The sequence below is a fragment of the Clostridium sp. genome (assembly GCF_029267215.1).
Lineage (GTDB): Bacteria > Bacillota > Clostridia > Clostridiales > Clostridiaceae > Sarcina.
The window spans coordinates 1-15,672 of record NZ_JARIDH010000029.1 but is presented as its reverse complement, the minus strand read 5'-3'; the positions used below and the strand labels follow the sequence as shown (position 1 = coordinate 15,672).

General features: G+C 28.0%; 10 protein-coding genes. 8 read left to right on the top strand and 2 right to left on the bottom strand.

Features of this window, described 5'->3' with window-relative positions; genetic code table 11:
- Positions 1-53: 53 nt before the first annotated feature.
- Positions 54-869 (bottom strand): AraC family transcriptional regulator, encoded by an 816-nt coding sequence (locus Q1K13_RS04500; RefSeq protein ID WP_300348005.1) that lies wholly within the window; start codon positions 867-869, stop codon positions 54-56.
- Positions 870-1,067: 198 nt separating this feature from the next.
- Here Q1K13_RS04500 and Q1K13_RS04495 point away from each other — a divergent pair, with 198 nt between their 5' ends.
- The 6 genes from Q1K13_RS04495 (at position 1,068) to Q1K13_RS04470 (ending at position 11,445) form a co-directional block, all read left to right on the top strand.
- The gene (locus Q1K13_RS04495) at positions 1,068-2,369 is read left to right on the top strand and encodes an alpha-glucosidase/alpha-galactosidase (protein ID WP_300348004.1); all 1,302 of its coding nucleotides are present in this window, start codon (positions 1,068-1,070) and stop codon (positions 2,367-2,369) included.
- Positions 2,370-2,663: 294 nt separating this feature from the next.
- A complete protein-coding gene (glgB, locus tag Q1K13_RS04490; RefSeq protein WP_300348003.1) occupies positions 2,664-4,658 on the top strand; it encodes a 1,4-alpha-glucan branching protein GlgB in 1,995 nt (664 codons plus the stop codon).
- 97 nt (positions 4,659-4,755) lie between these two features.
- Positions 4,756-7,953 carry a type I pullulanase gene (gene pulA, locus Q1K13_RS04485; RefSeq protein ID WP_300348001.1) on the top strand — a complete coding sequence of 1,066 codons (3,198 nt, stop codon included), beginning with the start codon at positions 4,756-4,758 and terminating at the stop codon, positions 7,951-7,953.
- Positions 7,954-8,271: 318 nt separating this feature from the next.
- Entirely contained in the window at positions 8,272-8,829 is a 558-nt protein-coding gene (locus Q1K13_RS04480) for an ECF-type riboflavin transporter substrate-binding protein (RefSeq protein ID WP_300348000.1), read from the top strand.
- 82 nt (positions 8,830-8,911) lie between these two features.
- A complete protein-coding gene (locus Q1K13_RS04475) occupies positions 8,912-10,618 on the top strand; it encodes an ABC transporter ATP-binding protein (protein WP_300347998.1) in 1,707 nt (568 codons plus the stop codon).
- Positions 10,618-11,445 (top strand): energy-coupling factor transporter transmembrane component T family protein, encoded by an 828-nt coding sequence (locus Q1K13_RS04470; protein WP_300347997.1) that lies wholly within the window; start codon positions 10,618-10,620, stop codon positions 11,443-11,445. The genes Q1K13_RS04475 and Q1K13_RS04470 overlap by 1 nt, the downstream gene beginning before the upstream one ends.
- 50 nt (positions 11,446-11,495) lie before the next feature.
- Here the strand turns inward: Q1K13_RS04470 and Q1K13_RS04465 are convergent, their stop codons facing one another.
- Positions 11,496-12,863 (bottom strand): sigma-54 interaction domain-containing protein, encoded by a 1,368-nt coding sequence (locus Q1K13_RS04465; RefSeq protein ID WP_300347995.1) that lies wholly within the window; start codon positions 12,861-12,863, stop codon positions 11,496-11,498.
- 411 nt (positions 12,864-13,274) lie between these two features.
- On the opposite strand from Q1K13_RS04465, the gene Q1K13_RS04460 reads away from it, so the two are divergent.
- Both Q1K13_RS04460 and Q1K13_RS04455 read left to right on the top strand, forming a co-directional pair.
- On the top strand, positions 13,275-14,285 hold the full coding sequence (locus Q1K13_RS04460) for a DMT family transporter (RefSeq protein ID WP_300347994.1): 1,011 nt from the start codon (positions 13,275-13,277) through the stop codon (positions 14,283-14,285).
- A gap of 165 nt (positions 14,286-14,450) precedes the next feature.
- On the top strand, positions 14,451-15,672 hold a 1,222-nt coding region (locus Q1K13_RS04455; protein ID WP_300347993.1), incomplete at its 3' end, for an FAD-dependent oxidoreductase.

Genomic DNA, 15,672 nt, shown 5'->3' with positions numbered 1-15,672 from the left:
GTTTTATAAAAAAGTTATTTTGATACAAGCCCTTTTGTTTTCTAAAAAGTCTTCTAGTCATTAAAGACTTTTTCTTTAATAATCCTATAATTTCTTGGAGAGTATCCAGTATATTTTTTGAATATCTTAGAAAATTGAAAAACATCATCATATCCAACAGAATATGAAATTTCAGAGATGCTTAATTCACTATTTATAAGATAATAAGAGGCTTTTTTTATTCTTATTTCAAGAAGATAGTTTTTTATGGTTTTTTTATACTTTTCTTTAAATAAAGAATTTAAGGTTGTCCTATTTATTCCTATATAAGTACAAATTTCTTTTATTGTTATTTTATTAGAGTAGTTTTTGTTAAGATAGTTTAAAATCTTTTCAGCATAGTAATCCTTATTATTTGTATTTGATTTTTTAAAACTTCTTTCATTTTCTTTTATAAGCTGAAAAAACATTAAATAAAGTAGTCCAAGTAATTTAATTTCAATAGTTTTATCTAGCATATCTAGTTCTCTTATTTCTTGAAAGCAAAGAGGAGGAAAATCAAAATTAAGAATTGGGTTTACTTTTGTATCTATATTTAATTCTTTAAAAAAATAAGTGCTTTTATCTCCATTAAAACCTATCCAAGAATATTTCCAAGGATTTTCTAAATCAGCTTCATAATAGGTTATTTCATTAGGAAATATTAAAAATGCATCTCCTTTATTAAGTTTGTATGTTTTATTGTGGGATTTGAAAACTCCTTCTCCCTCATGGACATAGTGAATTAAATAATGATCACGAATAGCAGGTCCATAAAAATGACCAGAAGAACAAGCTTCATATCCACTTTGGAATATTTCTAAATCAAAGCTTTCATACTTTTTATCCATTTTTCACCTCTCAAAAGTTAATTTTAAATATCAGAAAATATATAGATTTATTATATTTTTAAAGTATTAAATTTTAAATAAGTTTAATTTAAAAATTGTAAAAATCACATATTTTATATAAAAAGTACCATGTTTTAAAAGAGAAACAAATGATAATCTATGTGTATAACCATAAGTTATAAAAAAGGGGAGAGGTTTATGAGAAAAGTAACTTTTTTAGGAGCGGGAAGCACAGTTTTTGCTAAAAATGTATTAGGAGACATTATAAAAACAGAGTCTTTAAAAGGATTTGAACTAGCACTTTTTGATATTGATGAAAAGAGATTAGATGAATCATATACAATGCTTAAATATCTAAATGAAAATAGTGGAAGTCCTTGTATTGTTAAAAAATATTTAGATAGAAAAGAGTCCTTAAGAGATGCTAAATATGTTGTTAATGCAATTCAAGTTGGAGGATATGATCCATGTACAATAACTGATTTTGAAATTCCTAAAAAATATGGTTTAGAGCAAACCATAGGAGATACTTTAGGTATAGGAGGAATATTTAGAGCTTTAAGAACAGCCCCTGTAATGCTTGATTTTGCAAAGGATATGGAAGAAGTGTGTAAAGATGCATGGCTTTTAAATTATACAAATCCAATGGGAATATTAACAGGAGTTATGCTTAAAGGAAGTAAAATTAAGACAATAGGCTTATGTCATAGTGTTCAAACCTGTGTAGGAGATTTATTAAATTCTTTAGGTGTTGAAAATAAAGGGGTTGAAAGTAAGATTGCTGGTATAAACCATATGGCATGGCTTTTAGAACTTAAAAAAGATGGAGTCGACATATATCCTGAAGTTAAGAAGTTAGCATTTGAAAAACAGAAAAAAGAAAAACATTGGGATATGGTGAGATATGAAATTATGAGACATTTTGGATATTATGTTACAGAGTCTAGTGAGCATAATGCAGAATATTCTCCATATTGGATAAAGAGTAAGTATCCAAATCTTATAGAGAAATTTAATATCCCACTAGATGAGTATCCTAGAAGATGTATAAATCAAATAAATAGTTGGAACAATATGGCTAAAAGTCTTGTGGAAAATAAAAATATAACTCATGAAAGGGGCCATGAATACGCATCATATATAATAGAAGCTATGGAAACAAATAAACCTTTTAAATTAGGCGGAAATTTACTTAATAATGGAGTTATAGAGAATCTTCCAAAGGATGCAATAGTTGAGGTTCCTTGTTTAGTTGATGCCTCAGGAATAGCACCTTGTTATGTTGGAGAATTACCACCTCAATTGGCAGCCTTAAATATGACCAATATAAATGTTCAGAAGCTTACAATAGAGGCAATATTAAAAAGGGATAAAAATTTAGTATATCAAGCAGCAATGCTAGATCCACATACATCAGCAGAATTATCTTTAGATGATATAAAATCCTTATGTGATGATTTATTTGAGGCTCATGGCGAATGGATACCGGAGTTTAAATAAATATTTTATTTAAAATAATTTAGAGTAAAAATATAACCTAAAGTAATCATAAAAGGATACTTTAGGTTATATTTGGTTATAATTGACATATAATTTCTTAGGATTTTATTGATTAATTAAGAAAAAATATGTAAAAAATATTTAAAAATAGAGCTTTTTGAAAATTAAAAATTATTTTTTTTAATTTATGTTATAAATATAATTATTTGTAATTTAATATATTAAATGGTACAATGAAATTAATAATTATATTAGTAAATTTTACAATATTTTTTTAAGGGTGAGGGGATTTCTATGGTAGATAAAGAGAAGAAGAGAGTTTCTGAGAATTTTAATGAGAAGATTGATGGTAACGTTTCCGAAGTTAAAACAAAAAAAGTTGAATCTAAAAACTTAAAAAGGGATGAGGAGCTTTTAAATTTTGATTTATTCTTAGATGGAAAAGAGCATAGTGCATATAATTATATGGGGGCACATCTTGTAACAGAAAATAGAAGAAAAGGAGCTAGGTTTACAACTTGGGCACCCAGGGCAAGCAAAATATATGTGATTGGAGATTTTTCTTCATGGAAAATAAAAGAAGAATATGCTATGGAGAAAATTAATCAAAGAGGGATTTGGAGTTTATTTATTCCTAAATTAGATGAGGGAGTAAAATATAAATTTGCAGTTTTGAATGAGTGTGGAGATAATATTGTTTATAAAGCCGATCCATATGCCTTTAAGTCAGAATTAAGACCAAATACAGCTTCTATTTTAGTGAAAATTAAGAAGTTTAGATGGGGAGATAAAAGATGGCTTAATAAAAGAGAAAAAGAAAACTTAGATAATAAGCCTATGAATATATATGAACTTCATTTAGGTTCATGGAAAACTAAAAATGGTGAATTCATGACTTATGAAGAAATAAGTTATGTATTACCAGAATACTTAAAAGAAATGGGATATACACATGTTGAATTTATGCCAGTTAGTGAACATCCGTTAGATGCTTCATGGGGATATCAAGGGGTTGGATATTTTTCTGTAACAAGCAGGTATGGTGATTTAAATGGATTTAAAATTCTTGTAAATACTTTACATAAAAATAATATTGGTGTTTTACTAGATTGGGTTCCAAGTCATTTCTGTAAAGATGAACATGGATTATTTATGTTTGATGGTTCACCTACTTATGAATATGAAGCTTGGTGGAAAGCAGATAATAAAGGATGGGGAACTTGTAATTTTGATTTAGGAAGACCAGAAGTAAAATCATTCCTATTTTCTAATGCAATGTTTTTTATAGATGAATTTCACATAGATGGATTAAGAGTTGATGCTGTATCTAACATGCTTTACTTAGATTATGGAAGAGAAGAAGGACAGTGGGAACAAAATATATATGGTGGGAATGGTAATCTTGAAGCTATTTCATTTTTAAAAGAATTAAATCAAATAATTAAAAATGAAGGAAAGGGAGCAATAACTATTGCTGAGGAATCAACTTCATGGCCAGGAATAACTAAAAAAATTGAAGAGGATGGTTTAGGATTTAATTATAAGTGGAATATGGGGTGGATGAATGATACTTTAAGTTATATAGAACTTGATCCTATTTATAGAAAGTATCATCATAATAAAATGAATTTCTCTATGATGTACAATTATTCAGAAAAATTTATTCTTCCAATATCTCACGATGAGGTTGTTCATGGAAAGAAATCACTTATAAATAAAATGTGGGGAGACAATTGGAAAAAGTATGCTGGGCTTAGACTTTATGCATCATTTATGATTGGTCATCCAGGTAAAAAATTAATGTTTATGGGCTGTGAGTTTGGTCAGTTTGTTGAGTGGAGAGAGTGGGAAGAACTTCAATGGCATGTAATTGATGAGTTTGATATTCATAAAAGAACACAAGATTACTTTAAAAAATTAAATCACTTTTATTTAGAAAATAAATCTTTGTGGGAATTGGATTATGAAGAAGAAGGATTTAGATGGATAGATGCTGATAATTCAGAACAAAGTGTTCTTTCATTTATAAGAAATGGAAAAAATAAAAATGAAAAATTAATATTTATTTGTAACTTTACACCGGAAGTTTATTATGACTTTAAGGTTGGAGTTCCAGAAAAAGGAGAATATATTGAAGTATTAAACTCTGATGATTTATCTTTTGGAGGAGCTGGAAATATAATGGGAGAAACAACTATCTCTACCTTTGAAGAGGGAGCAAATGGATTTGACTATTCAATAAATGTTAAGGTGCCACCACTAGGAACTTTAGTTTTAAAATTAAAATAGAACTATGAATTAAAAAGCTGCTGTTTCTAATAAATTTTAAGTTTTGATGAAACAGTAGCTTTAAAAATTATAAATTAAGAATAGAGGAGCATTAAGAATGTTTAATTCTGTAAAGAAAAAGCTTATTTATTATGATAATAATGAATACTATATAGAGATAAGTCCATTAACTAATACTTTAAGAGTATCTTTAAGTTGTAAAGATGCTGTGGAAGCTTATTTAGTTGGAGATTTCAATAAATGGGAAAAAAGTGATGATTTCAAGTTAACATGGGGATTAGATACCAATGATGGAAAAGTAAAGATGATGAAAGATATTATTTTTCCTCATGGGCTTAAAAAAGGTGAATATAAATTTGGATATATAATAATTACTTTAGAAGGTAATGAGGTACATATAAATAATTGGAATGAGAATAGAAAGGAATTTTCATTTTATTGGAAGCCTTTTGAAGAGTCCTTAGAAATAAAAAGTTCAAGAGATTTTGTTTCTCATAATCATCCAACAGAGTTAGTAGCTGTTAAGAATTCTTTTTATGGAAACATGACTATTGAAGAGGCTGAACTAAGCTTAGAAAATCCTATTGATGGGGTTAAAATAGAAAATGGATATCTTAAGGTTGATGAAAATGTACCGGTAGATAGTAAAATTAAGATTAAAGCTTATGATTCTTTAAGTGAGATGACTGCTTATAAAGATATTTATGTTAAAGATTTAAAAGATGGAGAAGTGTTTATTCAATTTATAAAAGATGATGGTATTTATTATGGAGAAAACTTTACTTGGAATGTATGGAGTTTTGAGGAAGGTAATGAAGGGTGTGAATGTCAATTAGATACAAAAACAGATTTAGGTGTTGGAACATTCTTAAAAAATGATAAGTTTATTTTAAGAAAAAGAACATGGGGATATGGATGGGAAAATGATTGGGATGAACAGACATATACCTTTGATTTAAATAAAAATGAAAAAAATTTATTCTGTATTTATGAGAAGAATAGTGTTTTGACATCTTTAAAAGAAGCCTTAAAAGCCACAACTCCTAAGATAAAAGTAGCAATTATGGATCATAAAAATTCAATAAGGGCTTATTTGTCTCATGAACCCTTAATAGGGATAAAATATGGATTGTATGTAAATGGAATAAAGGCTAAAGAGGTATCAACTATTGTTAGAGAAAAAGAAAAGGAAATTCTTATAACTAACTTACCTGAAGATATACATCCATCAGATCTTTTAGAAATAAGGGCATCTAGTATGTTTTCTCCATGTAAGGTAAGAATAAGAGCTTTATTAGATGATTATTATTATGGAGGAAATGATTTAGGAGTAAGATTTGGTGAAGAGGACATAAAATTAAGAATATGGGCACCGACTGCTAAAAGAGTGGAACTTTTAATATATGATAACAATGAAGATGATAATAAAAAACCTTGTAGAAAATATGAAATGAGTAGAGAAAAAGAAAATGGTACTCATAAAGTGTCTATTCCAAAGGAACTAAATAGAAATAAGTATTATTTATATAAGCTTTATTTCAATGATTTAAGTGAAAAAGGAGAACATTCAATTAGAAAAACATATGCTGTTGACCCATATGCTGTGGCTGTTGGAGTAAATGGAAATAAAGGGGTTTTAATTCATTTATCTAATAAAATTTGTATTCCTTGTGGATGGAGCAAGGATAATAAACCAAAACTTCTAAGAAAAGAAGATTCAATAATTTATGAAATGCATGTAAGAGATTTCACAATAGACAAAAGTTCTGGTGTTTCAGAAAAATTAAGAGGAAAATTCTTAGGTGTTGTTGAAGAGGGAACAACTTATAAAAATGAAGAAACTAAGGTTTTGGTTAAAACTGGAATAGATCACTTAAAAGAACTTGGAATAACTCATGTTCATATGCTTCCAGTATTTGATTTTGCATCAGTAGATGAAAGAATAGAAAATGATGAAAATAACAGAAACTGGGGATACGATCCAAAACACTTCAATGCTTTAGAGGGAAGCTATTCAACAGATCCATTTAATCCTATTATAAGAATAAGAGAATTTAGGGAAATGGTTAAAAAGTTGCATGACAACAATTTAAGAGTAGTACTTGATATGGTTTATAATCATATGTATGAAACAGGTAATATGGATAATATAGTTCCAGGTTATTATTTTAGAAGTGATAAATTAGGAAGATATACTAATGGTTCTGGCTGTGGAAATGAAATGGCCTCTGAAAAACCTATGGTTAGAAAATTTATAGTAGATTCTATTGTTCACTGGATAAAAGATTATCATATAGATGGATTAAGATTTGACCTTATGGAGCTTATAGATTTAGATACTATGAAAGAAATAGTTAGAAGAGCTAGAGAAATTGATAGTAAAATTCTTATATATGGAGAACCTTGGAAAGGTGGAAATTCTCCACTTACTAATGGAACATATAAAGGAAGTCAAAAAGGACTGGGATTTTCAGTATTTAATGATGAGTTTAGAAATGCCTTAAGAGGGAATAATAATCCTTCTACTGGGTTTATAAATGGAGAACAACATAATAAGGAGAAGGCTTGGATTGTTATAGAAGGCATAAAAGGTTCTATAAATTCTCTAACTTATAAGCCTTTAGAAAGTATAAATTATTTAGAAGCTCATGATAACTATACATTATGGGACCAAATTGTTAAAAGTCAAAATTATAGTGTTCAAGTGGGAAATTACAGAGACTCATTAGATAAAAACCTATTAAAAAATTTCTATGTAAAAGAAGATTTATTTGGTGCAGGAATAATATTTACTTCTCAAGGAATACCATTTATTCAGTCAGGTGCAGAATTTTTAAGAACAAAAGAAGGAGATCATAATAGTTATAGAAGTCCAGATAAAATTAATGCTTTGAAGTGGGGAGATAAAGAGAGATACTTAAAAGTATTTAATTATTATAAAGGATTAATAGAATTAAGAAAAAAACATAAAGCATTTAGTATGATGGAGCCTGAAGATATAAGAAATAACTTAGATGTTAATTTTTATGAAGGAAATGAGAAAAGTGGGGTTATAATATCTCATCTTAAAAATAATGCTAATGGTGATTCGTGGAAAAATATAGTTGTGGTTTATAATGGAACAACTATAGAGGATTACAATGTTAATAGTTCTATACCAAAATCAGCTACTGGAATTTGGAATGTAGTATGTAATAGTGAGAAGATAGATATGGAGGGCATAATTAGTGTGAAGGAGGGAGAAGTTCCTTTATTAGACTCCCATTCAATTATGATTATGTATGATGATGAATAATATCTATTTAAGAAAAAATATCTTAATTATATTTTAATTAAAAAAGATAAGAATTTAGAAAAGAACCAATAAATAGTTTTATTTTTTAAAGGCTATTTATTGGTTCTTATATTTGTTTCTAATTATGTAAATTAGATGATTAAAAAGTAATTTTTATATACCTATTCACTTTCTTATGTTTTCCATTAATATTGACAATTATCTTAATAAACTTTATAGTTGAATATGTGAAATTGTGTTTATTAACTTGATTAAATTAATATTTAATCAAAAATTTAAATATATAAAGATAGATTTTTCTAATATGGAGATGAACAAATGAGAAGAAATAAACTATCAATTAAAACAATTGTGGCTATAGGTATAGGAGCTGCAGTTTTTATGATATTAGGTAGATTTGGTTCATTACCAACTGGTATTCCAAATACTAATATAGAGACTGCTTATGCGTTTTTAGCATTAATGGCTTTATTATATGGACCTTTAGCTGGGTTTTTAATAGGATTCATAGGACACGCATTAAAGGATATTGTGTTCTTTGGTTCACCTTGGATAAGCTGGGTTTTTGCTTCTGGGATAGTTGGATTAATAATTGGATTAGGGGCTAGATTTATAAAAATAGATCAAGGTATTTTTAAATTAAAGCAAATTATAATATTTAATTTAATTCAGATAATAGCTAATTCTGTAGCTTGGTTTTTTATAGCACCTACATTGGATATCTTAATTTATTCAGAACCAGCAAATAAGGTTTATTTACAAGGGGCAATAGGTGGGATTTCTAATATGGTTACTGTTGGAGTTTTAGGAACTATTTTAATAGCGAATTATGCTAAAACAAGAATACAAAAAGGTAGCCTAAGAAAAGAGTATTAGGAGTACATAAGGTTGTCGGAAATAGAGTTTTCAGACAACCTTTTTATTAGTCCTATTGATTAATTTGTACAAGGAGATTGATATGGAAAGAAAAGCAATAATAGAGTTTAAAGATTTTACTGCCCATTATAAAGTTCAGGAAAAACCAACTTTAAATAATATAAATTTAACTATTTATGAGGGGGAGAAGGTTCTTATAGTTGGACCATCAGGTTCAGGAAAAAGTACTTTAGCAAATTGTATAAATGGATTAATTCCTTTTTCGACAGATATTGAAATAAGTGGAAGTTTAAAAATAAAAGGACAAGAAACAAGAGATTTAAGTGTGTTTGAAATTTCTAAAATGGTTGGAACTGTTTTACAAGATCCAGATAGTCAGTTTATTGGATTAACAGTTGGGGAAGATATTGCATTTAAATTAGAAAATAACTGTATTTCACAAGAAGATATGATTTCTAAGGTTCGTGAAGTATCTAAAATAGTAGGAATAGAAAATAGATTAGATATAGCACCATATAGTTTGTCTGGTGGACAAAAGCAAAGGGTTACTCTTGCAGGTACAATAGTTGATGATGTTGATGTACTTTTATTTGATGAGCCTTTAGCAAGTTTAGACCCCGCGGCAGGAAAAGCTTCTATAGAACTTATTGATAGAATTCAAAAACATGAGAAGAAAACAGTTATTGTAATTGAACATAGATTAGAGGAAGTTTTAACTTCAGATGTTGATAGAATAATATTAATGAGTGAAGGAGAAATAATAGAAGATACTACTCCTAACAAATTATTATCTTCAAATCTATTAAAGAAGTGTGGAATAAGAGAGCCTCTTTATGTTACAGCACTTAAATACAGTGGATATGAATTAAATGAAGAAATGTGTTTAGAACATATTGATAAATTAAAACTTAAAGATAATGGTGAAAAATTAAAATGTTGGTATGAAAGTCTTAAAGATAATAAAAAGGAAAAAGAAAAAAATACTTTATTAGAATTTAAGAACATACATTTTTCTTACGATAAGAAGAAGGAAATATTAAAAGATATAAACTTTAAGGTTAATGAAGGCGAAATAATAAGTATAGTTGGAAGAAATGGTGCTGGTAAATCTACTATTTCAAAACTTTTATGTGGTTTCTTTAAGGAAACAAAGGGAGAGATTCTTTTTGAAGGAAAGAGTTTAGAAGGAAAAACCATAAAAGAAAGAGGAGAAGAAATAGGTGTTGTTCTTCAAAATCCAAATCAAATGATTTCTAAAACAATGATATTTGATGAGGTTGCTTTAGGATTAAAGGTAAGAGGAATGGATGAGGAAAAAATTAAGGAAAGAGTAATTGAAACCTTAAAAATTTGCGGTTTATATCCTTATAGAAATTGGCCAATATCAGCTCTTAGCTTTGGGCAAAAAAAGAGAGTAACAATAGCTTCAATACTAGCTTTAAATCCTAAAGTTATAATTCTTGATGAGCCAACTGCAGGACAAGATTATAAGCATTATAATGAGATAATGGAATTCTTACTTGAACTTAATAAAAGAGGAGTCACTATTATTTTAATAACTCATGATATGCACTTAATGCTTGAATATACAGATAAGGCAGTTGTAATTTCAGAGGGAGAGAAAATTGCAGACACAACTTCAGCTGAAATTCTTACAGATAAGGAAGTTATAAAAAAAGCTAGTTTAAGAGAAACATCTTTATATGAATTAGCTTTAAAAATAGGAATAGAAAATCCAAAGGATTTTGTACATAAATTTATTTGTTATGATAGGGAGGTAAGAAAATAATGAATACAATGCTTACATATATAAAAAAAGATTCTCCCATTGACAGACTTACTGGAGCAACAAAGCTTATTTGCTTTATTCTTTGGACCTTAGCGGCAATGCTTACATATGATACAAGAGTATTATTAGGAATGCTTATATTTAGTTTAATAATATTTAAGGTTTCTAAAATTGAGTTTAAAGAAGTTTCCTTTATAATTTATTTTATATTATTCTTTTTACTTTTAAACGACATAGCTATATTTATATTTTCTCCATATCAAGGGGTAAGTATATATGGTACAAGACATAATATATTTCATATTATTGGACCATACACTTTAACCATAGAACAGTTATTCTATGAATTTAATGTTACACTTAAATACTTATCAGTAATTCCAATGGCACTTTTATTTATTTTAGCTACAAATCCTAGTGAATTTGCAGCATCTTTAAATAAGATTGGAATTAGTTATAAAATAGCATATTCAGTTTCAATTGCATTAAGATATATACCAGACATACAAAGAGAATATCATGATATATCATTTGCACAACAGGCAAGAGGGATAGATATGTCTAAAAAAGAAAAGCTTTTTAAAAGAATTAAGAATATGTCTTCAATATTAATGCCACTTATATTTTCAAGTTTAGATAGAATAGAAAACATAAGTACTGCAATGGAACTTAGAGCTTTTGGTAAGAATAAAAAGAGAACTTGGTATAGTGAAAGAAAATTTACTAAAGGTGATTACTTATCAATAATAATTGTTGTTATAATATTAGGACTTTCATTATGGTTTAACTATAAAAATGGAAGTAGATTTTATAACCCATTTATATAGTAAAAAAAGAGAGGAGAAATATCCTCTCTTTTTTTATTTTTTCTCTTTATTTAATTTTTAATACCGTATCTTTTCATTTTATTATAGAGAGCATTTCTACTTATTCCTAAAGTAGTAGCAGCTTTTGTTATATTTCCTTCAAATATAAAAAGAGCCTTTTCAATTTCTTCTTTTTCTAATAGAACTAGAGGTTTAACAACATTTTTATCCTCTTCTTCATGTTGTTCTACTAAATTAGCTACGCTTGCTTCTATTGGATTACCAAGATTATCAGTTTTCATACAGTGACATTCATCAAAATTTATTTCATAAGATGTTGTTCCATTAAGATTTACTATGTTTTCAACACAATTTTCAAGTTCTCTTATATTTCCAGGCCAACAATAAGAAATCATCTTTTTATATAATATTTGGCTAATATGAGGTATTGGTTTATTTAATTTCTTACTTTTTAGTGATAAAAAATAATCAATTAATATAGGAACATCTCCAATTCTATCTTTAAGAGGAGGAAGGTGGAGGGGAATGACATTAAGTCTATAATATAAATCCTCTCTAAATGTTCCTCTTTTGATTTCTTCTTTCAAATTTTTATTAGTAGCAGCTATAACTCTTACATTAACAGGTATTTGTGTTTTTCCACCTATTCTAGTTATTACACCTTCTTGAAGAACCCTAAGAAGAGTAACCTGCATTTCTATTGGCATTTCTCCAATTTCATCTAAGAAAATAGTTCCACCATCAGCTAATTCAAATTTACCAGGTTTTCCACCTTTTTTAGAACCTGTAAAGGCACCATCTTCATAACCAAATAATTCACTTTCTATTAGGTTTTTAGGCAAGGCACCACAGTTTAGAGCCACAAAAGGTCCTTCTGAAACATTACTTTCATTATGTATTGATTGAGCTAATAACTCCTTACCACATCCGCTTTCTCCAGTTATTAAAACTGTTGATGGACTTTTTGAGATAAGTTCAGCTTCTTTTAAAACTTTTTTAAGTTGAGTGCTTCCACCTATAATATCATTAAAAGTACAAGTTGCATAAGTATTAGAGTACTTATTAACAGTATCAATTATTTCCTTTATATCTTTTATTATCAAAAGCCAACCAGTAAAGAAATCATCTCTAACAATAGGGTATATGTCTACGTTGAATTTATTATTATCTTTTGTTAATAATATTTTATCTATTTTAACTTTTTTAGTTGATGAATAATCATCTGTAAATTCACTAAGTTTTGGGAATAATGAAAATATATTTATTTCATCTAATGGTATATTGTTTAGGGATAATAAAGTTTTAGCTTTTTCGTTTATAAAAGAAAGTTTTTTTTCAAAAGATAAAAATAAAAGTCCTATAGGAATTTTATTAGTTATATCTTTAAATAAAAGTAATTCTTCTAAATTTTTATTCATATAGTATCCTCCTTATTTAATTATTGTTTGTAATATGCTTAAAAATAATATATATAAATTAAAATTTAAAATAATTAAATTCAAAATAATAAATTTCTTTTGAATTAATTTTAACATAATTACTTTATAATATAAAATTAAAAAGAATAATTGATAAAAATATGGCAATTAATAAATTATTTGGAATAAAAGTTAATGTTAAAAAAAGATACAATGTTAATAAAGATGACACTAAAATGATAATAAAAATGACTAATTTGTACAAAAGATAGAATTTTGATAAACAAAAATTTAACAAACTCAATACTTGGAGAAAAGGTGTTGATTTTGGCATAGGAATTGCTATAATAAATATTGCGGTTAAAAAAATTTGAAAGTGAAATTTCTAACAAAGAAGAAAGGAATGTAATTATGGAAGTAAACAAAGGAAAATTTCAAAAAGGTCTTATGTTTGGTATTTTAGTTGGTCTTGCTTGGGGACTTGATGGAGTATTAATGGGAAGAGTAGGAATGGATAAAATATTTACAGATAAAGCTTTTGCTTTAGCACAGGGTGTTTCATCTACAAGTTTTGAATTCTCACCATTAGTAACTGCATTCTTCCACGAAAGTTTTTGTTTCGTGTGGGTTGCATTAGTATTATTATTTAGTAAACAACTTAAACATGTTTTCTATTTATTATTTAAAACTAAAAAAGGTAAAGCAGCAGCTATCGCAGCTTTAGTTGGTTCACCAATAGGAATGAGTGCTTACTTATTAGGAATTAAATATGCTACAGCACCATATGCATCAAGTATTTCAGTTATCTACCCAGGAGTTGGGGCGATATTATCATATTTCATACTTAAAGAAAAATTATCATTAAGAGCAATAATCGGAATAGCAATCAGTTTATTAGGTTCATTCATGTTAGGATTTAATCCATCAGGAAATGTACCACCAACATTTTTCAAAGGTATATTATTTGCAGTAGTAGCTGTATTTGGATGGGCATTAGAAGGTGTTATAATAGGATTCGCTATGAAACATATAAAAGGTGAAGATCATATACAAGCATCACCTCAACAATTTTTATGTTTAAGATATTTTATATCAATGATTTCATACACAGTAATAGTATTACCTATAATAGGTGGATATCCACTAGCTGGTCAAATAGTTTCAAGAGGATTAGTATTTAAATATGCTGGAATTGCTATATTAGGAGCTATAACTTACCTTTCATGGTATAAAGCTGTTGATTTAATAGGGGCAGCAATGGGTACTGCATTAAATAGTACAGCAGCATTATGGACAATAATATTCAGTGCAGTATTATTTGGAGATAAAATAACTCCATCATTAGCAATTTGGGGAATAGTAATAGTTTTAGGTGTATTCATATTTGCAATAGATCCAAAAACATTTAAGAAAAAAGCTTAATTTAAAAGTTAAGATACATAATAAAAAATAATTATTTTGAAATCAATAAGGGTGTAGAGTTTTAGTTTTTGTTAAATTCTACCCCTTTGATTAATATATAGACATTGAAAAAAAATTAACAAAGCATCATAAGATGAAAGTTAGTACGATATAGGAGGAATGGCAATGTTAAAGAAAGAAATCGTAGCTAATATGGAAAAAATAGTTGAAAATTGTATGGGGGAAGAAACAGCAGCTTGTGTTGCAACTTGTCCAATGCATACTGACGTTAAAGAGTACGTTAGATTAATAAAAGAAGAAAAAGGCGAAGATGCCATAAAAGTTATAAGAGAAAAATTATTTATACCAGGAACATTAGGAAGAATATGTGCACATCCATGTGAAAAGCAATGTAAATGGAATGAAGGAAAAAGTCCAATGGCAATAGCTTCATTAAAAAGATATGCAGCTGATAATTTTGATAAAGAAGAAGATTGGGATCTTTCAATAAAAGAAAGCAATGGTAAAAAAGTAGCTGTTATAGGTGCTGGTCCTTCAGGATTACAAGCAGCTCTAGATTTAAGAAAAGAAGGATGCGAAGTTACTGTATTCGAAAAACTACCAGTTAGAGGTGGTATGATGAGAGTTGGTATTCCAGCTTACAGATTACCAAGAACAGGATTAGAACATGAAATAAGCTACTTAGATAAATTAGGTGTTAACTTTGAATTAAATTGTGAAATTGGAAAAGATAAAGAATTTAGTGATATTGTTAATGAATTTGATAGTGTAGTTGTTGCTGTAGGTAAGCATCAAGGAAGAGTTGATAGAAGTTTAGAAAATTTTGATGCAGAAGGTATATTTAGTGCAGCAGGATACTTAAAAGAAGCAGCTTTAACTGGAAACGTAGAAAAAGCTGGTAAAGTAGTATTAGTAGTAGGTGGCGGAGACGTTGCTATGGACTGTGCTAGAACTTCATTAAGAGTAGATGGTGTTGAGAAAGTTTACTCAATATGTTTAGAAGATAGCTTTGATAATATGGCATCATCAAATCATGAAATAGAAGGTGCTATAGCAGAAGGAATAAAATTCAATCACGCTCAAGCTATAAAAAATATACATATAGATGAAAATGGAAGAGTTTCAGGAGTAACATTAAAGAAATGTCTTTCAATGTTTGATGAGAACGGAAGATTTGCTCCAAAATTTGATGATGAAGCTACAAGCGAATTAGAAGTAGATACAATAGTATTTGCTATAGGTCAAGGTGTTGAAGGAGATTTTGCTAAAGATATATTAGTTCAAAGACCAAACACTACATTTGAATGTGATAAAGAAACATTACAATCATCTTCAAATGAGAAAGTATTCTTAGCAGGAGATGCTTCAGGTGAATCAGTAATAGTTA

Bases quoted from the DNA above. Each gene is read 5' to 3' on its own strand.
- Q1K13_RS04500 (WP_300348005.1), bottom strand. From the start codon at position 869: ATGGATAAAAAGTATGAAAGCTTTGATTTAGAAATATTCCAAAGTGGA.
- Q1K13_RS04495 (WP_300348004.1), top strand. From the start codon at position 1,068: ATGAGAAAAGTAACTTTTTTAGGAGCGGGAAGCACAGTTTTTGCTAAA.
- glgB (WP_300348003.1), top strand. From the start codon at position 2,664: ATGGTAGATAAAGAGAAGAAGAGAGTTTCTGAGAATTTTAATGAGAAG.
- pulA (WP_300348001.1), top strand. From the start codon at position 4,756: ATGTTTAATTCTGTAAAGAAAAAGCTTATTTATTATGATAATAATGAA.
- Q1K13_RS04480 (WP_300348000.1), top strand. From the start codon at position 8,272: ATGAGAAGAAATAAACTATCAATTAAAACAATTGTGGCTATAGGTATA.
- Q1K13_RS04475 (WP_300347998.1), top strand. From the start codon at position 8,912: ATGGAAAGAAAAGCAATAATAGAGTTTAAAGATTTTACTGCCCATTAT.
- Q1K13_RS04470 (WP_300347997.1), top strand. From the start codon at position 10,618: ATGAATACAATGCTTACATATATAAAAAAAGATTCTCCCATTGACAGA.
- Q1K13_RS04465 (WP_300347995.1), bottom strand. From the start codon at position 12,863: ATGAATAAAAATTTAGAAGAATTACTTTTATTTAAAGATATAACTAAT.
- Q1K13_RS04460 (WP_300347994.1), top strand. From the start codon at position 13,275: ATGGAAGTAAACAAAGGAAAATTTCAAAAAGGTCTTATGTTTGGTATT.